Origin of the sequence: Streptomyces sp. HUAS 15-9, assembly GCF_025642155.1 — a bacterium.
Taxonomy (GTDB): Bacteria; Actinomycetota; Actinomycetes; order Streptomycetales; family Streptomycetaceae; genus Streptomyces.
Window position 1 is genome coordinate 5,464,879 of the sequence record NZ_CP106798.1, and the last position, 23,429, is coordinate 5,488,307.

The 23,429-nt window shown below is 67.9% G+C and carries 20 protein-coding genes and 2 pseudogenes; 11 read left to right on the top strand and 11 right to left on the bottom strand.

The window, feature by feature from the left end; translation table 11 throughout:
• Window positions 1-41 precede the first annotated feature (41 nt).
• The 5 genes from N8I87_RS25345 (at window position 42) to N8I87_RS25365 (ending at window position 7,793) form a co-directional block, all read left to right on the top strand.
• Window positions 42-1,286 carry a L,D-transpeptidase gene (locus tag N8I87_RS25345; protein ID WP_263212009.1) on the top strand — a complete coding sequence of 415 codons (1,245 nt, stop codon included), beginning with the start codon at window positions 42-44 and terminating at the stop codon, window positions 1,284-1,286.
• A 161-nt stretch (window positions 1,287-1,447) separates the two neighbouring features.
• On the top strand, window positions 1,448-2,893 hold the full coding sequence (locus N8I87_RS25350) for an ABC transporter permease (RefSeq protein ID WP_263212011.1): 1,446 nt from the start codon (window positions 1,448-1,450) through the stop codon (window positions 2,891-2,893).
• Between the two features lie 146 nt (window positions 2,894-3,039).
• Complete coding sequence (locus N8I87_RS25355; protein WP_263212013.1) at window positions 3,040-3,723, top strand: ABC transporter ATP-binding protein; 684 nt, start codon at window positions 3,040-3,042, stop codon at window positions 3,721-3,723.
• Between the two features lie 258 nt (window positions 3,724-3,981).
• Window positions 3,982-7,290: a S8 family peptidase gene (locus N8I87_RS25360; protein WP_263212014.1), complete on the top strand. Its 3,309-nt coding sequence runs from the start codon at window positions 3,982-3,984 to the stop codon at window positions 7,288-7,290.
• A gap of 155 nt (window positions 7,291-7,445) precedes the next feature.
• Window positions 7,446-7,793: a hypothetical protein gene (locus tag N8I87_RS25365; RefSeq protein ID WP_263212016.1), complete on the top strand. Its 348-nt coding sequence runs from the start codon at window positions 7,446-7,448 to the stop codon at window positions 7,791-7,793.
• A 12-nt stretch (window positions 7,794-7,805) separates the two neighbouring features.
• Here N8I87_RS25365 and N8I87_RS25370 read toward each other — a convergent pair whose 3' ends face one another.
• The gene (locus N8I87_RS25370; RefSeq protein WP_263212018.1) at window positions 7,806-8,708 is read right to left on the bottom strand and encodes a helix-turn-helix domain-containing protein; all 903 of its coding nucleotides are present in this window, start codon (window positions 8,706-8,708) and stop codon (window positions 7,806-7,808) included.
• A gap of 180 nt (window positions 8,709-8,888) precedes the next feature.
• Between N8I87_RS25370 and N8I87_RS25375 the strand changes: the two genes are divergently transcribed.
• The gene (locus N8I87_RS25375) at window positions 8,889-9,932 is read left to right on the top strand and encodes an NAD(P)-dependent alcohol dehydrogenase (protein ID WP_263212019.1); all 1,044 of its coding nucleotides are present in this window, start codon (window positions 8,889-8,891) and stop codon (window positions 9,930-9,932) included.
• Between the two features lie 80 nt (window positions 9,933-10,012).
• Entirely contained in the window at window positions 10,013-10,396 is a 384-nt protein-coding gene (locus N8I87_RS25380; protein ID WP_263212021.1) for a VOC family protein, read from the top strand.
• A gap of 39 nt (window positions 10,397-10,435) precedes the next feature.
• Here the strand turns inward: N8I87_RS25380 and N8I87_RS25385 are convergent, their stop codons facing one another.
• Window positions 10,436-11,722, bottom strand: coding sequence for an ATP-binding protein (locus N8I87_RS25385; RefSeq protein WP_263212022.1), 1,287 nt, complete (start codon window positions 11,720-11,722; stop codon window positions 10,436-10,438).
• Window positions 11,723-11,931: 209 nt separating this feature from the next.
• Between N8I87_RS25385 and N8I87_RS25390 the strand changes: the two genes are divergently transcribed.
• Window positions 11,932-12,660: an SDR family oxidoreductase gene (locus N8I87_RS25390; RefSeq protein WP_263212024.1), complete on the top strand. Its 729-nt coding sequence runs from the start codon at window positions 11,932-11,934 to the stop codon at window positions 12,658-12,660.
• 7 nt (window positions 12,661-12,667) lie between these two features.
• Here the strand turns inward: N8I87_RS25390 and N8I87_RS25395 are convergent, their stop codons facing one another.
• The 8 genes and pseudogenes from N8I87_RS25395 to N8I87_RS25430 all read right to left on the bottom strand — a co-directional run.
• Window positions 12,668-12,925: a DUF7144 family membrane protein gene (locus N8I87_RS25395; RefSeq protein WP_263212026.1), complete on the bottom strand. Its 258-nt coding sequence runs from the start codon at window positions 12,923-12,925 to the stop codon at window positions 12,668-12,670.
• 185 nt (window positions 12,926-13,110) lie between these two features.
• The gene (locus tag N8I87_RS25400; RefSeq protein WP_263212028.1) at window positions 13,111-13,800 is read right to left on the bottom strand and encodes a contact-dependent growth inhibition system immunity protein; all 690 of its coding nucleotides are present in this window, start codon (window positions 13,798-13,800) and stop codon (window positions 13,111-13,113) included.
• A gap of 21 nt (window positions 13,801-13,821) precedes the next feature.
• Window positions 13,822-14,121: an RNase A-like domain-containing protein gene (locus N8I87_RS25405; RefSeq protein WP_263212030.1), complete on the bottom strand. Its 300-nt coding sequence runs from the start codon at window positions 14,119-14,121 to the stop codon at window positions 13,822-13,824.
• A 53-nt stretch (window positions 14,122-14,174) separates the two neighbouring features.
• Complete coding sequence (locus N8I87_RS25410; RefSeq protein WP_263212031.1) at window positions 14,175-14,660, bottom strand: hypothetical protein; 486 nt, start codon at window positions 14,658-14,660, stop codon at window positions 14,175-14,177.
• Between the two features lie 19 nt (window positions 14,661-14,679).
• The gene (locus tag N8I87_RS25415; protein WP_263212033.1) at window positions 14,680-16,374 is read right to left on the bottom strand and encodes an RNase A-like domain-containing protein; all 1,695 of its coding nucleotides are present in this window, start codon (window positions 16,372-16,374) and stop codon (window positions 14,680-14,682) included.
• Window positions 16,374-16,685, bottom strand: a complete 312-nt coding sequence (locus tag N8I87_RS25420) for a WXG100 family type VII secretion target (protein ID WP_263212035.1) — start codon at window positions 16,683-16,685, stop codon at window positions 16,374-16,376. Before N8I87_RS25420 ends, N8I87_RS25415 begins: the two co-directional genes overlap by 1 nt.
• 58 nt (window positions 16,686-16,743) lie before the next feature.
• The gene (locus N8I87_RS25425) at window positions 16,744-17,169 is read right to left on the bottom strand and encodes a WXG100 family type VII secretion target (protein WP_263212037.1); all 426 of its coding nucleotides are present in this window, start codon (window positions 17,167-17,169) and stop codon (window positions 16,744-16,746) included.
• Window positions 17,170-17,429: 260 nt separating this feature from the next.
• Window positions 17,430-17,896 (bottom strand): annotated as a pseudogene (locus N8I87_RS25430) (DUF4291 domain-containing protein); the annotation flags it as partial.
• Between N8I87_RS25430 and N8I87_RS25435 the strand changes: the two are divergent.
• The 3 genes and pseudogenes from N8I87_RS25435 to N8I87_RS25445 form a co-directional block, all read left to right on the top strand.
• Window positions 17,888-18,484: pseudogene (locus tag N8I87_RS25435) on the top strand (SDR family oxidoreductase); the annotation flags it as partial. The pseudogenes N8I87_RS25430 and N8I87_RS25435 overlap by 9 nt on opposite strands.
• Window positions 18,485-18,961: 477 nt before the next feature.
• Window positions 18,962-19,837 carry a hypothetical protein gene (locus tag N8I87_RS25440; RefSeq protein WP_263212038.1) on the top strand — a complete coding sequence of 292 codons (876 nt, stop codon included), beginning with the start codon at window positions 18,962-18,964 and terminating at the stop codon, window positions 19,835-19,837.
• A 179-nt stretch (window positions 19,838-20,016) separates the two neighbouring features.
• Window positions 20,017-21,813, top strand: a complete 1,797-nt coding sequence (locus tag N8I87_RS25445) for an FG-GAP-like repeat-containing protein (RefSeq protein ID WP_263212040.1) — start codon at window positions 20,017-20,019, stop codon at window positions 21,811-21,813.
• Window positions 21,814-22,214: 401 nt separating this feature from the next.
• Here N8I87_RS25445 and N8I87_RS25455 read toward each other — a convergent pair whose 3' ends face one another.
• On the bottom strand, window positions 22,215-23,333 hold the full coding sequence (locus N8I87_RS25455; protein ID WP_263212042.1) for a hypothetical protein: 1,119 nt from the start codon (window positions 23,331-23,333) through the stop codon (window positions 22,215-22,217).
• Between the last annotated feature and the right edge of the window lie 96 nt (window positions 23,334-23,429).

Consider the following 23,429-nt stretch of genomic DNA (forward strand, 5'->3'; position numbering starts at 1 on the left):
CTCGGTGTTTCGCGGACTCGGCAACGATGGAGAAGCGTGTGATGACGGACAGTAAGCGGCGCAGGGGCCTGATGGCCGCGTCCGCACTGCTCGGCGGTGTTCTGGTGCTCACGGCATGTTCCGGCGGCGACGACAAGGCCTCCGGCTCCGGCGGCGACACCTCGCAGGCGAAGGCGGACGAGGCGGCAGCCAAGAAGTCCTCCGAGGCCCAGATCACGATCACGCCCAAGGACGGCTCGAACAACGCCTCCATCAACAACTCCGCCGTCACGGTCAGCAAGGGCACGCTGACCAGCGTCACCATGACCACCGCCGACGGCAAGGCCGTCGCCGGTGCGCTGTCCGCCGACAAGAAGAGCTGGAAGCCGGCCGCCCAGCTGGAGCGCTCCACCGGCTACAAGGTCGCCGCGGAGGCCAAGGACGCCGCGGGCCTCGTCGCCCACGAGAACGCCTCCTTCACCACGGTCTCCCCGTCCAACAGCTTCATAGGCAACTTCACGCCGGAGGACGGCTCCACCGTCGGCGTGGGCATGCCCGTGTCGATCAACTTCGACAAGGCGATCACCAACAAGGCCGCGGTCCAGAAGGGCATCACGGTCACCTCCAGCAGCGGCCAGGAGGTCGTCGGCCACTGGTTCAACGCCAACCGAATCGACTTCCGCCCCGAGGCGTACTGGCAGGAGAACTCCACCGTCACGCTCAAGCTCGCGCTCGACGGCGTCCAGGGCGCGAACGGCGTCTACGGCGTGCAGCAGAAGACGGTCACCTTCCACATCGGCCGCAACCAGGTCTCCTACGTCGACGCGAAGACCAAGCAGATGAAGGTCACGCAGGACGGCAAGACCGTCAAGACCATCCCGATCTCGGCCGGTTCGCCCGAGAACAAGACGTACCAGGGCATCATGGTCATGCAGGAGAAGTTCAAGGAGACGCGCATGAACGGCGCGACCGTGGGCTTCACCGACGACGACGGCAAGGGCGAGTACGACATCAAGGACGTGCCGCACGCCATCCGCCTGACCAGCTCCGGCACCTTCCTGCACGGCAACTACTGGGGCGCGAAGTCCATCTTCGGCAGCGTCAACACCAGCCACGGCTGTGTGGGCCTGTCCGACACCAAGGGCGCGAACGACCCGAACACGCCCGCCGCGTGGATGTACAGCCACTCGATCCTCGGTGACGTGGTCGTCGTCAAGAACACCGGCGACAAGACCGTGGCCCCGGACAACGGCCTCAACGGCTGGAACCTGGACTGGGCGCAGTGGAAGGCCGGTTCGGCCGTCTGAGTACGGCCCTCCGGCAGCCCTCCCACAGCTTGACCGATGCCGCCCCCGATGAGGGGCGGCATCGGCGTTTCCGGGCCCTTTCCGGGCTCGGCCACAGCCTTCTCATCGTTCTCTTATTGCGGGCTTATGGAGTCATCACGGTGCGTCCCTAGCTTGCGGCCATGTTCTTCACCTACCTGAGGCGCGAACTGCGCCGCCGCAGAAAGGCGGCCCTCGTCGTCGCCTCCGGCCTCGCGCTCGGCATAGCGCTGGTCATCGTGGTCAACTCCGTGTCCAACGGCATGGGGAAGGCCCAGGACAAGGTCCTCCAGTCGCTCTACGGCCTCGGTACGGACATGACGGTCACCAAGGCGGCCTCGGCGTCCACCGGCGACGCACAGCGGCCGCGCTTCCAGTTCGACGCGCAGAACAAGGGCGACTCCAAGTCGCAGAGCAGCGACCGGGTCATGGTGCAGGGCTTCACCACGCTCGCCTCCTCGACCGTCACCGAGGTCGCGGGCCAGAAGGGCGTCTCCACCGCCGTCGGCGGCCTGAGCCTCAACGTCGTGAAGGTCAGCGGCGAGTTCACCCGCGGTCAGTTCCAGCAGAACCCGGACTCCGGCGGCAGCCGGCAGGGCGGCCCCGGCCAGGGCGACGGCCAGCCGCAGGGCGAGGTCCGGGGCGGCGGCGCCGACTTCGACATCAACCAGTACTCGGTCTACGGCACCGACGTCACCAAGACGGCACTGGGCCCGCTCACCTCGTCGAAGATCACCAGCGGCCGCACCTTCAGGACGACCGAGACGAACGCCAAGGTCGTCGTCGCCGACTCGGCCTTCGCCAAGACGAAGAAGTACAAGGTCGGATCCACCGTCACCATCAAGGGCGTCAAGTACCAGGTGATCGGCATCGCCACCGCCGACAGCGGTGACGCGGCGGCCAACCTGTACATCCCGCTCCAGCAGGCGCAGACGCTGGCCGGGGAGAAGAACAAGATCACCACGGTCTACGTGAAGGCGGCCGACTCGCAGCAGATCGACACCGTCAAGAGCGCCATCCAGAAGAACGTCTCCGGTACGACGGTCACCACCTCCGCCGACCTCGCCAAGACGGTCTCCGGCTCCCTGTCCACCGCGTCCAGCCTCGCCACCAACGTCGGCAAGTGGCTGTCCATCGCGGTGCTCGTCGCGGCCTTCCTGGTCGCCGGTCTGCTCACCTCCTCCGCCGTCTCCCGGCGAGTCCGTGAGTTCGGCACGCTGAAGGCGCTGGGCTGGAAGTCGGGCCGGGTGACCCGGCAGGTGGTCGGCGAGGCCGTCGTCAACGGACTGGTCGGCGGCGCCCTCGGCATCGCGCTCGGCCTGGCGGGCGCGTACGTCGTCACCGCGATCAGCCCCAGCCTGCAGGCCCAACTCGGGGGTGGCACGGGCAGCGGCGGCTTCGGCAGCTTCGGGGGCCCCGGCCGACGGACGGCAAAGACCCTGGAGGTCGCGCTGACGGCACCGGTCAGCGTGACGACGATCCTCCTCGCGGTGGGCCTGGCGGTGGCAGGCGGCCTGGTCGCGGGAGCGTTCGGAGGCTGGCGGGCGTCGCGCCTGCGTCCGGCAGATGCCTTGCGGCGCGTGGAGTAGCGGCCGCTTGAAGGCACGGCCGAGCGATCCCACTCAGGGGCGCGGGGCCGTATCGATATGCGGCTCCGCCGCGCGGGCGCGACCAGCCCCCACTCAGCCGCACCAAACGATGACGCGCACCACCCCGAACCCTCCCAGGAGCCACCATGTACGACCTCAGAAACGTAACCAAGCGCTACACCCGAGGCAAAGACACCATCCACGCCCTGGACGGCATAGACCTGACCATCGGCGACGGCGACCGCCTGGTCATCCAGGGCCCAACCGGCGGCGGCAAGTCCACCCTCCTCCAGATGCTCGGCGGTCTCGACCGCCCCACGTCCGGCGAAGTCATCCTGGACGGCACCGACCTGGCCAAGCTCCCCGAGGCCCGCCTGACAAGAGTCCGCAGCGAGAACATCGGCTTCGTCTTCCAGTCCTTCAACCTCATCCCCACGCTCACCGCCCAGGAGAACGTCGAGACCGCCCTCGTACCGCTCGGCGTGAAGGCGAAGGACCGCCGCGAACACGCGGCCGAGGCGCTGAGGTCGGTCGGACTCGGCGAGCGGCTGGGCCATCTGCCCTCCGAGATGTCCGGAGGACAGCAGCAGCGCGTCGCCATCGCCCGCGCGCTGGTCAAGAAGCCGAAGGTGCTGCTCGCCGACGAACCGACCGGCAACCTCGACGAAGGCATGCGTGACGAGATCATGGAGGTGCTCGAACGCATGTGGAAGGAGCTCGGGCTGACCTTCATCATGGTCACCCACGACTCCGCGATCGCGAGGAAGGCCCCGCGCCTGGCGACCATCCGGAAGGGGAAGATCACCGTGAAGGAGAACGCGGGCGCGTAGGCGACCGGGCACAAGGCGTATAGCACCGATCGCATCCGCTCGACTTCGCGGTTGCGTAACGGTGTTCCACCCGGCGCGTAACAGTTCCCGGTAGCGCTTTCTCACCTCCTCCTCATCTATTGAGCCGTCAGATCACCCCCCGGCATACTGCGTGATCCGGGGGGTTGACGTGCATACGTACGGGACTGCCCCCGGCCGGGTGAACGGGGGAAACAGCAGCCCGGTACTCCGTCTCCAGGGGGAGTTTTGCGCAGACAAGTGAAAAGAGCGGCTTCGGCCACCGTGGCCACCGCCGCAGCCGTCGCCCTCGCCGCAGGCATGACCAGCCCGGCGTCGGCGAAGCCCGAGCAGCGCACATCGTCCGCTGCGTCGTCTCTCATGTCCAAGCACCGCATCACCCTGATCACCGGCGACCGGGTCGCCGTCGACACCAAGGGCCGGGTCGTCGGCCTGGAGAAGGCGAAGGGACGCGAGCACATACCCTTCCAGCTCCGCAAGGTCGACGGACACACCCTCGTCATCCCCGCCGACGCGGCCGGCCTGGTCGCCTCCGGCAAGCTGGACCAGCGACTGTTCGACGTCACCGAGTTGAACAAGGCCGCCACCCGCAAGTCCCTCAAGCACGGTCTGAAGGTCATCGTCGGCTACAGCGGCGCCGCCACCGCCGCCAAGTCCGACGTCCGTGACGCGGGCACGCTGCGCCGCAGTCTGAAGACCCTGAACGCGGACGCGATGCAGACGCCGGCCAAGGAGACTCCCGAGCTCTGGGACGCGGTCACCAACGGCGACAAGACCGCCTCCGGCATCGCCCACGTCTGGCTCGACGGTGTCCGCAAGGCCAGCCTCGACAAGTCCGTGCCGCAGATCGGCGCCCCCAAGGCATGGGCGGCCGGCTACACCGGCAAGGGCGTCAAGATCGCCGTCCTGGACACGGGTGTCGACACCACGCACCCGGACCTCAAGGACCAGGTGGTCGACTCCAAGAACTTCTCGGCCGCCGCGGACGCCACCGACCACTTCGGCCACGGCACGCACGTCGCGTCCATCGCGGCGGGCACCGGCGCCAAGTCGGGCGGCAAGTACAAGGGTGTCGCGCCCGACGCGAAGATCCTCAACGGCAAGGTCCTGGACGACACCGGCTCCGGTGACGACTCCGGCATCCTCGCCGGCATGGAGTGGGCGGCCCAGCAGGGCGCCTCCGTCATCAACCTCAGCCTGGGCGGCTATGACACGCCCGAGATCGACCCGCTCGAGGCCGAGGTCAACAAGCTCTCCACCGAGAAGGGCATCCTGTTCGCGATCGCCGCGGGCAACGAGGGCCCCGAGTCGATCGGTTCGCCAGGCAGCGCGGACGCCGCGCTCACCGTCGGTGCCGTCGACAAGAGCGACAAGCTGGCCGACTTCTCATCGACCGGCCCGCGCACCGGCGACGGCGCCATCAAGCCGGACGTGACCGCGCCCGGCGTCGACATCACCGCCGCCGCGGCCAAGGGCAGCGTCATCGACCAGGAGGTCGGTGAGAAGCCCGAGGGCTACCTGACCATCTCCGGTACGTCGATGGCGACCCCGCATGTCGCGGGCGCCGCCGCGATCCTGAAGCAGGAGCACCCCGACTGGGGCTATGCCGAGCTGAAGGGCGCCCTGACCGGCTCCGCCAAGGGCGGCACGTACACGCCGTTCCAGCAGGGTTCGGGCCGGATCGCCGTCGACAAGGCGATCAAGCAGTCCGTGATCGCCGACCCGGTCTCGGTGAGCTTCGGTGTGCAGCAGTGGCCGCACACCGACGACAAGCCGGTCACCAAGCAGCTGACGTACCGCAACCTGAGCACCAAGGACGTCACGCTCGACCTGGCCGCCACCGCCACCAACCCCAAGGGCCAGGCGGCTCCCGCGGGCTTCTTCAAGCTCGCCAGGACCAAGGTGACCGTCCCGGCGGGCGGCAAGGCCTCGGTCGACCTCACCGTCAACACCAAGCTGGGCGGCACCCTCGACGGCGCCTACTCCGCGTACGTGACCGCGACCGGCGGCGGCCAGAGCATCCGCACGGCCGCCGCGGTGCAGCGCGAGGTGGAGTCGTACGACCTCACGCTGAAGTTCATCGGGCGTGACGGCAAGCCGGCCAAGTACTACAACGTCGACCTGACGGGCGCCGCGGGCCTGGCCGGCGGCCGGGACCTCACGCCGTACGACCCCTCCGGCACGGTGAAGGTGCGCGCGCCCAAGGGCACGTACATCCTGAACTCGGCGCTGTTCGTGGACCCGGCGGACAGCACCAAGGGCATCGACTGGATCGCGCAGCCGAAGCTGACCGTCGGCAAGAGCCAGTCGATCACCATCGACGCGCGCAAGGCCAAGCCGGTGGACATCACCGTCCCCGACGCGGCCGCCAAGTCGGCGTTCGCCTACCCGGAGTTCGATGTCACGGTGGGCGAGGGCCTGTACGGCTACGGCTGGTTCCTCGACACGTACGAGAACTTCCACACCGCGGGTCTCGGGCCGCAGATCACCGACGGTTCCCTGTACCAGCAGTGGGACGCGCACTGGACCAAGGGTGACAAGGAGCAGTACGACACTGTGGTCGGCGCCCAGGTCAAGCAGTTCGCCACCGGCTACACCAAGCACTACAAGGCGGGCGACCTGGCCACGGTGAAGGCCGCCCTGGGTGCCGCCGCCAGTGGCAAGAAGGGCACGGTCACCGCGGTCGGCTGGCTGCCGCAGAGCTCCGGCGGCTCCTCCATCGCCATCCCGCAGGCCATCCCCAGCACCCGTACGCTGCACCTGTCCGCTCAGGGCGGCGTGAAGTGGGGCATGGACTTCGAGCAGACCGCCGGGGTCGACCCGGACGGCTTCCCGATCAGCGACGCGTCCTACACGCTGGGCGCGCCGCAGACCTTCGCGGCCGGCAAGACCTATGAGAAGACCTTCAACACGGCGGTCTTCGGCCCGCATCTCAACGCGGACTACGGTCTGTTCCGGGACGGCAACACCATCTACGGCATGCTGCCGCTGTTCGCCGACGCCAACAAGCACGCCGGTTCGTCGGCCTTCACCTCGGTGACCACCACCCTGTACCGCAACGGCACCAAGGTGGGCTCCAACAAGGACCCGCTGTTCGGCGAGCCCTTCAAGGTTCCGTCCGGTGACGCCGAGTACAAGCTGACCACCTCGGTCAAGCGCACGGTCAAGGTCGCGGCCGCGTCCACTCGGATCGACGCGAGCTGGACCTTCCACTCGAAGAAGCCGGCCGGCACCAGCGTCGCCAAGCTCCCGGCCTCCACCCTCCGCTTCAACGCCAGGACCGGCCTGGACAGCCGCGTCGCGGCCGGAAAGACGGTCACTTTCCCGGTCACCGTGGAGGGCGCGGCCGCGGGCCGCAACCTGAAGTCGCTGGCGGTGTACGTGTCGTACGACTACGGCCAGACCTGGAAGAAGGTCGAGGTCCGCAACGGCAGGATCACCGTCAAGAACCCGGCCAAGGGCAAGGCCATCTCGTTCCATGCCAAGATCGCCGACAAGAAGGGCAACAAGTCGACGATCTCGATCTACAACGCCTACTACGGAAAGTGAGCCGTAGCGGCTGAGCAGTCCATGAGCGAACGGCCCGCCGGAAGCACGGCTTCCGGCGGGCCGTCCGTGTCGGTGTGATGACGGGGTGTCATAGGGTCACCCCGGGACCGTAGCCATGACCGCGATGATCACCGCCGTGTTCGGTGTACGTCGCCATGAATCGTGCCTCCCGGCAGTTCCACACACTCCTCAAGGACGCCCTGCACCGCATCCGCGACGGCGTCTACGCGGACCAGGACCATGACCAGCTGGAGGAGACCCGGCGCGAGTACCGGGACCACTACGCCGAGGCGCAGATGGTGGTACCCGAACGCATCCTGGACGCCTCACGTGCCGTGAACCGGGTCCTCGCCGGAATCGATGCGACGGCGAAACGACTCGACCGGAACCTGGCCGGCGAGGGTGAGACCCCGCAGCGGGCCCTGCTCGACCTGAAGGAGGCGGAACCGCTGCTGACCGCGATGCGCAGGGCCATGCGCAAGGACCTCGGGGTGGAGGACTGAGCGCGGTCCCCGTCAGGCCGACGGTACGACCCTCGTCGCGTCCGTGCCCCAGCTGGCCAGCAGCCGCAGGGCCTCCGCCGACGGTGAGCCCGGATCCGCGTGATAGGTGACCAGGGCCTGGTCGGTGTCGTCCGTCGTGCGGAACGACTCGAAGTTCAGCGACAGCTCGCCGACCAGCGGATGGTGCAGCCGCTTGACGCCATGGTTCTTCTCCTTGACGTCATGCGTCGCCCACAGGCGCCGGAAGTCCGGGCTCTTCACCGACAGCTCACCGACCAGCGCCGACAGCCGGGGATCGTCGGGATAGCAGCCGGCGTCCATCCGCAGCGCGCACACGATGTCGATGGCCTTCTGCTCCCAGTCGACGAACAGCTCGCGGTACTCCGGCTTCAGGAACACCAGCCGCGCCCAGTTCCGCTCCGCCGCCGGCAGCTCCCCCCAGTCCCCGAACAGGGCGGCGGCCATCCGGTTCCACGCCAGGATCTCCGAGCGCCTCCCGACGACATACGCCGGCACGGTGTCCAGTACGTCCAGCAGCTGCCGCAGCGGCACCCGCACCTGCTGGGCGCGTGCCGACGCCTTCTTCTTGTGCTGCTTGCCCTTGGCGAGGTGGGTCAGATGGGCGTGCTCGGCGTCGGACAGCCGCAGCGCCCTGGCGATCGAGTCCAGCACCTCCGCCGACACGTTCCGCCCGTTGCCCTGCTCCAGCCGCGTGTAGTACGCCACGGACACCCCGGCCAGCTGCGCCAGCTCCTCGCGGCGCAGCCCGGGCACCCGGCGGTGCCGCCCGAGGTCCGGCAGCCCCACGTCCTGAGGCTTCAGCCGGGCCCGCCTGCTGCGCAGGAACTCGCTGAGCTCGGCGCGCCGGTCCAGGGAGTGGCCGGGGGCGGCAGCAGTCTCGGGCTGTTGGTCCATACAGTCAGTATCGGACGTGTTCCGTGGTCGTACGCACAGCAGCCTGACCCCGCCAGTGGTAGGCACGGCGGACGTACGCAAAGGTGTGGGCTGGGTGAGCGCCGGGACGTGAGGCAGGCTGGAGCTGAGCCCGGCGGGAAGGCAGCCGGGTGCATCACCCCCCTTGAGGAGAACCACGCCATGACCACTGTTGCCGCGTATGCCGCGCCCGCCGCGAAGGCCCCGCTGGAGCGGACCACGATCGAGCGGCGCCCGGTCGGCGAGTTCGACGTCCTGATCGACATCAGGTTCGCCGGCATCTGTCACTCCGACATCCACCAGGCCCGGGAGGGCTGGGGCACGGCGATCTTCCCGATGGTGCCCGGCCACGAGATCGCCGGTGTCGTCTCCGAGGTCGGTTCCGGTGTCACGAAGTACCAGGTCGGCGACCGTGTCGGCGTCGGCTGCATGGTCGACTCCTGCCGGGAGTGCGACAACTGCAGGGCCGGCCTGCAGCAGTACTGCTCCCAGGGCGGCCCCGTCTGGACGTACAACGCCGTCGGCAAGGACGGCGAGCCCACCTACGGCGGCTACGCCGAGAGGATCGTCGTCGACGAGAGCTTCGTCGTCCGCATTCCCGACGGTCTCTCCCTGGACGTGGCCGCGCCGCTGCTCTGTGCCGGCATCACCACGTACTCCCCGCTGAAGCACTGGAACGCCGGACCCGGCAAGAAGGTCGCCGTGGTGGGCCTCGGCGGCCTCGGCCACATGGGCGTCAAGATCGCGCACGCGCTCGGCGCGGAGGTCACCGTCCTGTCGCAGTCCCTGCGCAAGAAGGACGACGGCCTGAGGCTGGGCGCCGACCACTACTACGCCACCAGCGACCCGAAGACCTTCGAGGAGCTCAAGGGCACCTTCGACATCATCCTGAACACGGTCTCGGCGTCGCTGGACTTCGGCGCCTACCTCTCGCTGCTGCGCACGGACGGCGCGATGGTGAACCTGGGCATCCCCGAGGAGCCGGTCCAGATCCCGCTGTCCTCGGTGTTCGGCAACCGCCGCAGCCTGAGCAGCTCCGGCATCGGCGGCATCCCGGAGACTCAGGAGATGCTCGACTTCTGCGCCGAGCACAACCTGGGCGCCGAGATCGAGCTGATCGGCGCCGACAAGATCAACGAGGCTTACGACCGGGTCGTGGCGAGCGACGTCCGCTACCGCTTCGTGATCGACACCGCGACGATCTGAGCCATGCGACTACTTAGGTGAGGCTTGCCTCAGTTCGCGCCCCCGCGTCGGAGTATGTTGGGCAGCAGGAGGTGCACACGATGACTGTGCAGCTGAACCACACCATCGTCGCCGCGCACGACAGCCACGTCTCGGCCGATTTCCTCGCCGGTCTCCTGGGGCTCGAAGTGGGCGCGGACTACGGCCCGTTCGTACCGGTCGGGATACCCAACGGGGTGACGCTGGACTACATGGACACCGCCGGCGCCATCACCCCGCAGCATTACGCCTTCCTGGTCTCCGAGGGCGACTTCGACGCGATCTTCGCCCGCATCGGGGAGGCGGGCCTCACCTACTGGGCGGACCCGTTCCACAGCCGTGCCGGCGAGATCAACACCAACGACGGCGGCCGCGGGGTGTATTTCGACGACCCCTCCGGCCACCGGATGGAGATCCTCACCCGACCGTACGGGAGCGGGAGTTGAGCCGGCGCACGGAGAAGGCCCCGCCGTCGCCCTGCGGCCTCAAAGGCGGCTGTACGTCTCGATGTCCTCCGTGAACTCCTCGATCGCCCGTGCGGTGAGCGTCGGCCGGGTGTCCGCGATGGCGGCCATGTAGTCCTCGGTCGTGGCGGGCTGTCCCCGGCGATGCGTGACCTCGCGTTCGAACGCCGTCTGCGCGCCCTTGCGGGCGGCGTATTCGATGTCGGCCGGGGTGAACAGCTCGCTGGCCTCGACAAGCCGGGTGAGGTCCACGGAGTCGGCGGCGGCCCGGAGATAGCGGGTCCAGATCGCGGCGCGGGCGGTGGGGTCAGGGGGGCCGATGGGGATGACGTAGTCGAACCGGCCCGGCCGCAGAAAGGCCGCGTCGAGGGACCGTACCGAGTTGGTGGCGCACGTCAGCAGGCGTGTGTCGTGCTCACGGAAGACGGGGATGAGTTTGAGCAGCTCGTTGGTCACCCCGTGGCCGGGATCGACGGCCTTGCCGGACCGTGCGCCGGCGATCTCCTCGACCTCGTCGATGAAGAGCAGCACCGAGTCCAGCTCCGCCAGGTCCGCGAACGCCTGGCGCAACGCCACGGCCAGCCCCTCGTCCGTGTCGGCCGCGAGCCGGGACGGGAAGAGCTCCACGAACGGCCAGCCGAGCCGGGAGGCCACCGCTTTGGCGAAGCTGGTCTTTCCCGTGCCGGGCGGACCGAACAGGATGACCGCCTTCGGCGGGGCGACGGCGAAACGGTCGGCCAGCGCCGGTTCCGTCAGCGGAAGCACGACACGGCGTTCGACGACCTGCTTCTCCCGCTCCATGCCGGCCATGGCGTCCCAGAGCCCGTCGGGCAGCATCCGGCCGCCCAGCGCGGCCAGGACCTCGGCGTTGGCGGTGTCGTCCGGTTCGATCTTCTCGTAGTAGGTCAGGTCGTCGCGGAGCCGGTACCCGGAGTTCTCCAGGGCCTTCGTGCCGGCGGCACCGGCTGGCAGCAGGGCGCTGACGCGCCGTACGCCGAGCGTCCGCAGACGTCGTTCCAGCTCGGTGAGGAGCGCGCTGCCGATACCGCGCTCGCGCCAGCGGGAGGCGAGCGCCAACAGCAGGACCCAGCCTCGCGTGCCGCCCCTCTGCGCCACGGCCATGCCGACCAGCTCGTCGCCGACCACCGCGACCACGGCCGTCTGACCGCTCTGTGCCGCCGCCATCACCTCGGAGACCGGAAACACGGGGTCCTCGTCGGCCAGCCGGCTCTGCTCCCAGATCCGGATCGCCTGGTCGAGATCGCTGTCGTGATAGTCGCGCAGATGCCATGCGGGCATGGCCCTCACCTCACGTCATCCCTGCCTCCAGGCTGCGCCGCGCCTGCCGGGGCCGCATCCGGAGGTACGCGGGTTGTCGCTGCGCGACGCACGGGTGGAGCCCGCACCGACACCCGTCCCCATATGCCATATTGCGAAATGCCACATTACGAACAAAAGCCAAAAACTGAGCATCGAATGCTGAGCGCCGAACGCCGAGCACCGACGAAAGGCACGTCATGAAGATCGCAGTCATGGGCGGTACCGGGCTGATCGGGTCGCAGGTCGTGAAGAACCTGAATGCCGCCGGGCACGAGGCGGTACCGCACTCGCAGTCCACCGGGGTCGACGTCATCAGTGGCCGGGGACTGGACGAGGCGATGGCGGGAGCCGACGTCGTCGTCAACCTGACGAACTCCCCGACCTTCGACGAAGCCTCCCCGGCCTTCTTCCAGACCTCGATGGACAACCTTCTGGCCGCGGCCCACAAGGGCGGTGTCGGCCACTTCGTCATCCTCTCGATCGTCGGCGTGGACCAGGTGCCGGAGCTGGACTACTACCGGGCCAAGGCGCTCCAGGAGCAGCTCCTCGCGGCCGGTCCGATCCCCTACTCGATCGTCCGGGCGACGCAGTTCATGGACTTCATGGACGCCGTGCTGTCCTGGACCACCGAAGGTGACACCGTCCGGCTGCCCGCCACGCCGATCCAGCCGATCGCCTCCAAGGACGTGGCCGCCGCCGTGTCGGACGTCGCCGTGGGTGCCCCGCTCAACGGCATCCGCAACATCGTCGGCCCCGAGGTCTTCGCCCTGGACGAGCTGGGCCGGATCACCCTGACCCACAAGGGCGACAGCCGTACCGTCGTCACCGACCCCACGGCCGGCATGTTCGCCGTGGTCAAGGGCGACGTCCTCACCGACAAGAACGCCCACCTGGCCACCACCCGCTACACGGACTGGCTCGCCTGACCTGCGTTCACCGGCCGCCGGTGGTTTCGATGTGGTACCTCGTCAGCGCGAACAGGATCAGAATGTCGAGCGTCATCACGGAGATGGCCCACACCGGGTAGTGCGGAACGAACATGAACTGGGTGATCAGGCTGATCCCCGCCGTCGCGGCACCGGCCCCGCGGCCCCAGCTCTTGTTCATCAGGACTCCCAGGCCGGCGACGACGAGCGCCACTCCGACGACGAGGTGAATGACGCCCCAGCCGCGTCTCCCTGACAGGATCACCGCAATCCTCAGCGACTGCAGCCGGCCCTGCCAGGCCCAGGACGACCACCGGGGCGTCGCTGACGCCGGGCTGCCGGGGGTTTGACGCCGGTCGGGCAGGGCACTCCGGTACGGCCCGGTCCGCTGTGCCGATGTGACCAGTCGGCCGGGTGGCGGGGTAGAGGGGAGGATCACGTCATCTCGGCTCATCTGCTTTTCGGTCCCTGTTCCTGGCTGGCATGCGGTCCAGTGAGCAGGTCAGCGACAAGTGCGAGCCAGGCACCCGGTGAGTATGGGGCTGGGGGATCGACCTCCATGCCCAACTCGGCGACGGCAATGGCGTAGTCGGAATCGTCGAGATCGAGCGAGAGGAACTCGTGGACCTCCCCGATCAGTCGGGCGACGAGATGTGGGTCTGTCGAGACCCGGTAGTCCTCGACGGCCGAGGCGTGGTCGGTGAACTCGTCGGGCATGTCCTGCGAGAACCAGCCCCCGAGGAACTGGCCCAGCTCGGGGAAACGGGCATGCCACTCCCAGTGGGTGGCGGGGATGGCCGGCGGCGGGACCTCACCCGCCTCGATGCTGCGCTTGATGTGGTCTGCGAGGCAGCGGAGCCACTGCTGGACCTCGCCCCCAGCGAGGCCGATGTCAGGGATCGCGTAGAACTCCCCGAGCCGCAACCGCAGTCGCCCTGGCGGATTCTCGGCGTAGTCACGCAACTGTCGCTCGGCGATGGACAGAGCCCACGGTCGGCTGTGCCACGTCTGACGGAGATAAGCGGTCAGGGCTGCGCCGGGCTCGTCCGGGGTGTCGTCCGCCGGGTGCCCGAGGTAGGCGCGCATGACCTGGTCGAGCTCGCCATACCGGCGGTCGTGTTCGAGGGGGCTCAGGGGCACGGTGGTCAGCCTCTGCGATCGCTACAGGTAGATGGGAAAGGTGGCATGGACGGCGAAGCCGTGTGGGACGGAGTCGTCCCGCTTGAGGGTGACGCGGGCGGCTCGCACATCGACGGGCTCCCGCCCGGCCAGCATCATCGCCTGCAGGAGGACGCGTCCGACCGGCTCGGACCGGGACGGCCACGACGCCTCGATGGTCAGACGCGAGCGTGTCGACTGGGCGAGCCAGCGGTGGATCAGCTGCTCGTTGGCGGTGACGACCTGCTGGGTGGCCCACTGGGCGGTTTCGCGGTCGGGGTAGGTGGCGGAGCGAGTGGGCACTTCCGGTCCCTTCACGGGTGTTGTGCGGGCGTCGGTCGGGTGGTCGCGGACGGCTAGTCGTCCTCGAAACGCCAGAGCACCAGGACGTTCTCGTCCGACACACCGAGAAGGCAGATGTCGATGGTGGTCCCGGCCAGGACGTTGGCGTGAAAGGACGAGGACAGGAAGTCGCCCTCTTCGCCGTCTTCCGCGTGCCCGTGGTTGGTGAAGAAACGTGCGCCGTTTCCCGTGGCCCTCAAAATTTCCCGCAGGCAGGCGTCGCGTTCCGTGTCCGGCGCATGAAGGGATTCACTGGGGCCGTACAGAAGCGATCCGGTTGAGATCAGTCCGGCCAGCTCCATGGCCTGACGGGGTGAGATCTCCAGGATGCTGTGCTGCAGCTCCTGGCGGTCTACCTGGCTCAGCACGGGGTTACCCTGGATCGCTTCCATCACCGTGTCGTGCCAGTCCGCGCCTCTGCGGGCGACGAGTGCGGCGAAGGACTGACGCTCCTCGAAACGTCCTTGCGCGCACGCGGGCAGACCGGTCTTTTCCTTCACAGACCCTCTCCTCGTGCGCTCATGGCAGCCTCGGCATGGATGTGTAGACCACATACGGCGGGTGAAGGCCGTTCTTGTACTTGAGTACGACCTCTACCGAGTGCGCGTCCTGAGCCGCACTCGCCCTCGGGTTCCCCGACGTAATGGTACGCCCGGTCACAGAATTGAACTCCACTGGATCCAGCTTCAGGATCGAGTTGTCGGCGCGCGGCCTGGAGAGCCATCTCTTAATCTTTTCCTGGTTGTCCACACCTTCGTTGCGCTGGCCTGAATTAGCGGGCGGGCCCACATACTCCACCGTGTTTTGTGTGTATTTCTGGGCGGATGTCAAATCGGTGAAGCTGGAGGCGGCGGGAATCGTCGGTTGGTCTCTGAGCCGCTGCGCCAGTTGCTCATCGGTCTTGCCCACGTGTTTGTCGATGACGTGGCTGTTGTGAATACCTTCCTGATTCGCCAGGTCGATCGGATATGCATGGTTGTCCTCGCTGTCCCCCGGCACCGTGTACAGCGGGTTTCCTTTGAAATCGGTCAGGGCCCGCGCGCCGAATGCCTCAGCCCGAGCGGATTCCGCATTGAAGGTCGGCGCGCTCGTGTAAGCCTCGTCCAGCGCCGACATCAGGTCCTGGACGCGTCGAACCTGACGGTGAACCCGGTTGTTGTAGGTGGCGACAGCGTCGTTCATGGCGCCTTCGTCAGTGTGCAGGACGATACCGACTGATACGTCTGTGACCAGTCCCTTTCCTACGTGCCACAGCCCCTTCATCACGCTCTTGGCGTCCGTGATGTCCAAGTTTCGCGGATCGAGCTCCTTGATGCTGTCCTCGACGGCTTGCCGATAGATCCGGTGCAGGTCGTCGCGAACGTCTTCCGCCGCCTGGGCCACGTTGTACACGGCATCGACCATGGCATCGCAGGTGTCGAACAGAACGGCGAAGACAGGGTGACTGGTTCCCCTTTTGCGCGCGCCGTCGTTCGCCCAGTCGTAGCCCTCTCGGGTCTTCCCCCAAGCAGACGTCCCCCACAGCGTGCTGCAGAACTGCCGCATGGCGTCGTACCACTCCTGGTTGGACTGGTCGGTGATGCCGCCGACGAAGCTGGTCAGCATCCCGTCCACCATGCTGAGCGTGGTCTGAGGCATCCTCCAGGTCTCAGAGATCTTGTACAGCCGCAGGTGATTGGGCAGTGGGAGGATCTTCGCCGCCTTGCCCCAACGGCACTCGTGTTCCAGCAGCGGGCGCATGATGGTGAGCACTGCGGCTTCCAGCCCCTCCAGGGCTTTTTGCGCGAAGTCCTGGCCGGCGTCGACGTCCCCCCACTCGAAGTCGGTGACCGGTCCGTACTTGGGCGGTGTGTCGATCACATGCGGAGCGGGTCGCTGTGTCGGTTGACCTGTTGACGAGGGGTTCGTGGCGGCGTCGGCCGCCGCGTAGTTGTTGGCGGTGCTGGTGAATCCGACGCCGGCACCACCGACGCTCACCACGGACTTGGCCCACACTTCGAGGAACCAATTGGTGACTTTCACATAGGTTTTCGTGAAGTCCTTCATGGCCGAGCCGTTGCCGCCGCCGTCCGGATACCGTGCCAACTCGTCCAGGAACGCCTTGATCCCCTTGTCGAGAGGGTCCTGTTGGCCGGCGACGTTCGTGGAGACCTGGTAGAGGACCGATGGCGTCACATCGATCTTCCCTTGCCCGGGGGCCGCGGGGGTGGCCATCAGGCGGCTCCCCAGCCGCGCAGGACCGCCTTGTGCGCTGCCGCGTAATTGATGTGGCCGGTGGTGACGTACTGGTGCAGCCACTTCTGGGCTGCCTGCAGGTCCTGTGCGGAGCGGTCCCATTCATCGAGCTTCTGGACGAAGATCTCGCGGGCCTCACCCTTCCAGGACAGTACGACCGGTTCGACGCGGTCGTAGAGGTCGTCCAGCGTGCCGTTGAGCTGTTTGAGGATGTCTTCCAGTTCGACGGCTAGTTCGTGGAGTGTGGCGAACGAGACTGATATGTGGTCGCCGTCGGCACCCGTCGACATGATTCCCCCTTGGAGTCGGTGACCGTGTTTGCGTGGCCGGTACGTGGCGCTGCGAGCGTCAGAAGCCGTCCAGGCTGCTGCGTGGGCGAGCCAGTGTGTCGTCGGCTCCTGTATGCGGCGTGGAGAGTTTGTCTACCTCGCTGTTGACGTCCACGTGGATACGACGCATCTGTTCGAGCACCTGCAGATCGTCGGCACTGAAACCGTCACGGCTCATCCGTACGGCTTGCTCCAGGCCCTTCATCACTTCCCGGATACGTACGGCGTCCTCCGCGGCAGCACGATGGAACTCCCGGTACGCCGTTGCCGCCGGGCCCCGCCAGCCGGCCTCGATACGGTCGACGAGTTCGTCCATGCGCTTGATCTGTTTGTCGAGGTGGTCCTGCATCTCGCCCAGATCACCGGCGAGCTTTGTCAGGCCCGTGGACGACACATGCAGGTCGGGACCGCCGTTCTCACCCTTACTTGTGCCTGGTGCCCCCATGCCGTATCCCCCACCATGTCGGCATCTCGCGTCTCGACTAACCTCAGGATCATACGAAGAAGCACCGAGGTGGAGGCGCGGGGCCGCCAGTGACGCGGGTGGGCTCGCGCCGTCGGCAGGAGCAGTCGTCGCGTTCCGGGCCGCCGTCACCGTCGGTCGAAACCGGCGTGGGCCAGTCGGGCAGGACGCCCCCAGTTCCGCTCAGCCTGCGGCGTTATGTGACCCATGGGCCGCAGCCGGCTGTCGGGTGGACCAGCCCGTCATCCGTGCAGGTGGGCAAGGAATGCGTCCGCAACGGGATAGGGGCGTTCCTGGGGCAGCAGTCGGGTGGCTGAGGTCAGGTCACCGGTGCTGACGAGGGTGTGGATCTCGTGGGCGAGTGGGGTCACGTCGCGGATGGCGACCGTCCATTCGTCCGCGTAGCGTCGTGCGGCCTCACCGGAGAGGCCGAGTTGCAGGGACCGGTACGGCAGGGCCGCAGGCGCAGGTCCCGCTCGGGGTCCCACTGCACGCGAGTGGGCGCACGCTTCAACTGACGCTGCCAGGTGGCTCGGTCGGGGTGCACCCCGCGGGCGTAGCTCGACAGACACGCGTGGCGCAGTGCCCATGCGAAGCCGTCACGGTCGATCTCGACAGCCAGGACGGTCTCCTGCCCCTCCTTGGCGCCCCAGCCGCAGCGGTACATCATCCACAGGAACGACGGCTTGATCCACGTCAAGAGGCGGCGGTGGCGGGAGCCGACGTCGTCGTCAACCTGACGAACTCCCCGACCTTCGACGAAGCCTCCCCGGCCTTCTTCCAGACCTCGATGGACAACCTTCTGGCCGCGGCCCACAAGGGCGGCGTCGGCCACTTCGTCATCCTCTCGATCGTCGGCGTGGACCAGGTGCCGGAGCTGGACTACTACCGGGCCAAGGCGCTCCAGGAGCAGCTCCTCGCGGCCGGTCCGATCCCCTACTCGATCGTCCGGGCGACGCAGTTCATGGACTTCATGGACGCCGTGCTGTCCTGGACCACCGAAGGTGACACCGTCCGGCTGCCCGCCACGCCGATCCAGCCGATCGCCTCCAAGGACGTGGCCGCCGCCGTGTCGGACGTCGCCGTGGGTGCCCCGCTCAACGGCATCCGCAACATCGTCGGCCCCGAGGTCTTCGCCCTGGACGAGCTGGGCCGGATCACCCTGACCCACAAGGGCGACAGCCGTACCGTCGTCACCGACCCCACGGCCGGCATGTTCGCCGTGGTCAAGGGCGACGTCCTCACCGACAAGAACGCCCACCTGGCCACCACCCGCTACACGGACTGGCTCGCCTGACCCGCTCAGGACCGGTCAGCAGGGCTCTCGACGTCGCCGCCGTCTCCTGCGGGAGAGGCCGCCGCGGCCTATGCGACGGGGTTGGCGAAGCGCAGCCACACGATCAGATGACTGTTCAGGGCGCCCAGCCCGGACGGACGAGGTGCTCGATTCCACGGATCGTCTCGGCCAGACGTCACGCGTCTGGGCGCCGTCTTCGGCCTCGACGGGCCGGTTGTCGCGGATCGCGGCAGCGGAGGTCCGCAGCAACAGCCAGCCCCACGCGCTCAGCTCCGTAGGCGTCGCACGCCCGCGCCGCGATCCCGCCCCTGTCGCAGAGCAACAGCACCGGGAAGACAGACCGTTGGGACCAGCACCGCCGCGAACATGTCTGTGGCCCTGGCCCCAGTGAGCACCTAGGGTGACAGCTGATCGGCTTCCCCTCGACGCCTGACCAGCGTCGGACGACGGGCGGCCGAGTCTACGGAGGGAACACACGTGAAGAAGGCCACTGCCCGCTGTGCGGCTCGGGTCGGCGCCATAGCCGTGCTCGCTGCCGCAGTCCTGGCCGGCACCCCTGCTGAGGCACTCCCGGACGACAATGCTCCCCGGCTGACGTACTTCGGACCCCGTCCGAAGATCACAGTGGGCGGGGACGTCGAGTTCCACGCCTGGAACGTGCCTGCGGGGACGGACAAGGTGGTCGTGAGCTCACCGGCGCTCGACGAGCCGATTCAGCTCGTCCCGGCAAAGGACGCACAGGGCCTGTTCGTTGAGAAGGACGCAACGCCGGTACCGGGCACCCGGGATGACATCGACCCGGGGACCTACCCGGTCACCGCCAAGGCCGGAGGTCGCGTCATCGCGACAACGCGGCTCGTCGTCGTACCGAGGTTCTCGACGCCGGCCCGCCGGTTTGTCATCTATCCGAAGGACGCACCGGCCTGCAACGACACCCCGACGTTCGTGCGGCCCGGTAGTGACGCCTATGTGGTGCTGACCTTGGAGCCGACGGTGATGGACAAAGGCATACTGACCGTCACCTCACAGGCGTTCCGGCACGACGTGCACCTCAAGGAGGGCGGCGTCGGCCTGGAACGCTGCCTGGCCGACGACGGCTCCACCGTCTACCAGGGGCGCGCCCAGGTACGTGACGACCTTCCGCCTGGCGAATACGACATGGCGCTGTCCGGCCGCTTCGGGCGGCGGACGATCACTCAGAAGGTGTCCGTGGCAGGACAGGCCGTCGCGCACGACGCTGCGTCTGCGGTTTCCTGGCCGGCCGTCGGCGGCACCGCGGCAGGTGCGGTCCTGATCGCCGCCTCGGGCTTCGTCGTGTGGCGCCGGCGGCGAAAGACCGCCGTTTCCTCCTGAGGGCCACCCAGCTTGCGGCCCCGCCTGACCTGGCCGAGGCCGTCACCCCATGATTCAGAAGGATCACCTTGCGTAGCGTGTACAACCGAATACGACGCCTTGCGGTAGTGGCCGCGAGTGTCACTGCGTGTCTGACGAGTGGAGGCGGACTCGCACACGCCCACCCTCACCCCGACGCCGTGAAGAGGCACTCCCCCGGCTCAGGCGTGACCGCGCCCCCACCTGGGCAGGCGCACCAGCCGGGCCTCACCGCCGGCCCGAACGACGACAGCTGGACCGACGCGGACGCGATCCGGTTCTGGACCCCTGCCCGCATGGCCTCCGCGACCGACCCCGCCCGGCCCTCGGCTCCCGACAACCAGGGCACGACGTCCCGGACGCCCGCGCTCCGGGGCACCGGACCGGCCGCCGGGATCACCGTGGAGCACTTCATGGGCATCAAGTCCGTCGGTGTGCTCTTCTCCTACACGCAGGAGCCGACGACCGGAGAGATGCGGGCGCATTCCTGCTCCGCCAGTGTCGTGGACAGCCCCGGCCACAACCTGATCCTCACCGCGGCGCACTGCAGTGGTGGTCATCACTCCGTGTTCGTCCCCAAGTACGACAACGCCAACGGGCTGAACAAGCAGCCGTACGGGTTCTTCCGGGTCGACAAGTGGTTCAAGGACCCTCGGTACGACGCGCCCAACACGAAGGACAAGACGTCCGACCTGGACTTCTCGTTCGCTGCGCTCGCGGACTCGTCGAGCGGCGAGAAGGTCCAGAACGCGGTGGGTGGCGCCAATCAGCTCGTCCGTACGCCCTCGTTCAACAACAACGTGACGATGGTCGGATATCCCAAGGCCTCGCACGACTCCGCGGACCGGGCTGTCCGCTGCCCCACTCAGACCTGGGCGCTGCCGAATTTCTACCAGATCCAGGCCGTTTGCAGCGGTATGTACGGTGGAGTCTCCGGCGGCCCGTGGTTCTCCAAAATCGACTGGGCCAAGGGAACCGGCCAGATCATCGGCAACGTCGGCGGTTACTTCGGCGGCGGCAACGACCAGAACGTCGACTGGCTCACCTACAGCCCCGTCCACGGCGACCAGTTCTTCCGGCTGTACGACGACGCCCGGCACGACCGGACGGTCAAGCGCCCCGACCCCTACAAGCAACCGCCGCTTCCGTATTCGATGGGTAGCGGCAAGACCTGGCAGCACGCCAGTCTGATGGCATCGGGCGACTTCAACGGCAAGGGCCACAGCGACATGATCGTGGTGTGGTCCGACGGTGAGACCACCCTGTACTCCAGCGACGGGAACGGCCATTTCACCGGCGAACGGCAGCTGCTGGCGAAGAACTCGCTGTGGAAGAACGCCAAGACCATCACCGCGGGCGACTTCACCGGCTCGAACCAATTCGATCTGCTGGTCCGCTGGGTGGACGGCGAAGTGACACTGTACGGAGACGTCGGCACCAAGGGCCTCAACTGGTCCGGCACCCAGATGATCAAGCCGAACGACCTCTGGAAGAACGCGACCCAGATCGCGGCGGGCCGGTTCAACGCCTCCAAGTACGTCACCGATCTGATCGTGCGCTGGGTGGACGGTGAAGTGACCCTCTACACCGGGGTCGGCGCCGGTACCTTCGGCAATGAGCACAAGCTCAAGGACAAGAACGACACGTGGCGGCACGCCACGCTGCTCACGAGCGGGGAGTACTCCGGCAGCGCCAAGTGGGATCTCATGGTGCAGTGGAGCGACGGCGAACTGGACAACTACGTGAACACCACCACCTCCGGCCTCGGCACCGAGCAGCGCATCCAGAACCCCAACGACCTCTGGACGCACAACAAGGTGATGACCACTGGCGACTTCACCCCGAACCGCCGCACCGACGATCTCGTCATCCGCTGGTCGGACGGCGAGACCACGATGTATGCCGACACGAGCGCCGCTCATCTCGGCACAGAGCACAACCTCGTGCCGAAGGCGTAACACATTCGGCCACGCGGCGTACGTCCGCCGGGCAGGGCAGGCATCAGGGTCGCCAGACCCCTGGCTGACCTCTGTCCTCACCCAACCCGGCGGACGGTAGCCGCCGCCCCCGCCAGGGCATCCAGTCACCCGAACGACTGCGTCGTTCACCTCAGATGTCGCCGCTCGGACTGGGTGCGGCGTTCTTGACCGTCAGTGGTAGCAGCGGGACGTCCTACCCGTCGGCTGCAAAGCGATGGACCGTCGGCTGCCGGGTTTGGAAGCCGAGGCGTTCATAGAGCCGGTTCGCGGCCGCGCGACCCGGCCGGGAGGTGAGATCGACTGTCCGCTTGCGGCGCCGTCCGGATTCCGACATGTACCCGTCGGCCAGGGCCCCGCCCTGACGTGCGGTCCGGGGGCGGTCAGCTGAGCAGTGTGGCCGGGCTGCCGCCGTTCGCCTCGTAGCCCGCCACCGCAAGGGCGCGGTAGACGGCGAACTCCGCGGCCGGGTCGCAGGAGAGGGACCAGGGGAGGGCGCCGACATGGCCGTCGACGTGTATCAGCTGGTTCATGGCCTCCGCCCAGCGCTCGGCGCGGACCAGGAAGAAGACCAGCAGGTGGCGGACGTGCGCCGTCATCGGGTCGTCGGGGCGCGCCGCGTGCACCGCGTGGAGCGCGCCGTGGATGGCCTTGGTCACGACCTCGCTCTGGTAGAAGCTGCTGACCAGGTTCACCTCGGGGAGGTGCTCGAAGACCGCGAAGAGCGGCATCGCGGCGAGCAGGGAGCCCTCGGGTGCGCGCGCCGCGGCGGCCTCCGCGAAGGAGTACGCCAGCTCACGCGAGCCGTGCCACTTCTCGCACCAGTAGTGCAGGGCCGCGAGATGGGCGCCCATGTGGGCCGGGTCCCGGTCCAGGATCCTCAGCCACAGCTTCTCGAACTCCGGCTGGGGGTACGCCAGTCCGCGCGCCACCGACAGCTCGACGATGTGCGGGACCGGGTCGCCGGGAGCCAGCAGCGCGGCCTGCGCGCACGCGTCCCTGGCCTCCTCCATGATGATCCGGAACTCGTCCGTGCCCGGGGTCGACGTGCGCCACGCCTGCTGCACCAGGAACTCCGCGTGCACGGCGGCGCCGCCCGCGTCCTTGGGCTGCTCGGCCCGCCACACCCGCAGCCACTGCCCGCCCGGAGTCTCATGGACCCCGCCGGGCCGCTGCTGCAGCTCCAGCGCCGCCGCGCCCGCGAAGGCCTGCACGCGCTGCCACCGCAGCTCGCCCTCCGTCCCGGTGCCGGCCAGCAGCTGCGAGGCGGCCCGGTACTCCTGGGTGCGCTGCACCAGGTCCAGGACGTCGAGCAGGTCCTGGTCGGGGCCGGGCATGCGGATGTCCAGCTCCTCCTCGCGCGCGAAGCCGTAGTTCGCCGGGTCCGCGGCGTCCGGATGGCCCGGATGGACCCGCTCGATCATCCCGCGCCTGCGCCGCAGGATCGGGAGCAGTGCGAAGCTCAGCATGAGCAGCGCCATCAGGACCCAGAGAATCACCATGACTCAAGCGAACCAGACGCCGCCGACAATTGGCCAACCCGTCCCGCTCCGCCTGTGGAAAACCGTCCGGCCGGCCCGCCGCATGCCCCGTCACGC

Bases quoted from the DNA above. Each gene is read 5' to 3' on its own strand.
- N8I87_RS25380 (WP_263212021.1), top strand. From the start codon at position 10,013: ATGACTGTGCAGCTGAACCACACCATCGTCGCCGCGCACGACAGCCAC.
- N8I87_RS25425 (WP_263212037.1), bottom strand. From the start codon at position 17,169: ATGGGGGCACCAGGCACAAGTAAGGGTGAGAACGGCGGTCCCGACCTG.
- N8I87_RS25345 (WP_263212009.1), top strand. From the start codon at position 42: ATGACGGACAGTAAGCGGCGCAGGGGCCTGATGGCCGCGTCCGCACTG.
- N8I87_RS25370 (WP_263212018.1), bottom strand. From the start codon at position 8,708: ATGGACCAACAGCCCGAGACTGCTGCCGCCCCCGGCCACTCCCTGGAC.
- N8I87_RS25350 (WP_263212011.1), top strand. From the start codon at position 1,448: ATGTTCTTCACCTACCTGAGGCGCGAACTGCGCCGCCGCAGAAAGGCG.
- N8I87_RS25390 (WP_263212024.1), top strand. From the start codon at position 11,932: ATGAAGATCGCAGTCATGGGCGGTACCGGGCTGATCGGGTCGCAGGTC.
- N8I87_RS25375 (WP_263212019.1), top strand. From the start codon at position 8,889: ATGACCACTGTTGCCGCGTATGCCGCGCCCGCCGCGAAGGCCCCGCTG.
- N8I87_RS25415 (WP_263212033.1), bottom strand. From the start codon at position 16,374: ATGGCCACCCCCGCGGCCCCCGGGCAAGGGAAGATCGATGTGACGCCA.
- N8I87_RS25420 (WP_263212035.1), bottom strand. From the start codon at position 16,685: ATGTCGACGGGTGCCGACGGCGACCACATATCAGTCTCGTTCGCCACA.
- N8I87_RS25365 (WP_263212016.1), top strand. From the start codon at position 7,446: ATGAATCGTGCCTCCCGGCAGTTCCACACACTCCTCAAGGACGCCCTG.
- N8I87_RS25455 (WP_263212042.1), bottom strand. From the start codon at position 23,333: ATGGTGATTCTCTGGGTCCTGATGGCGCTGCTCATGCTGAGCTTCGCA.
- N8I87_RS25355 (WP_263212013.1), top strand. From the start codon at position 3,040: ATGTACGACCTCAGAAACGTAACCAAGCGCTACACCCGAGGCAAAGAC.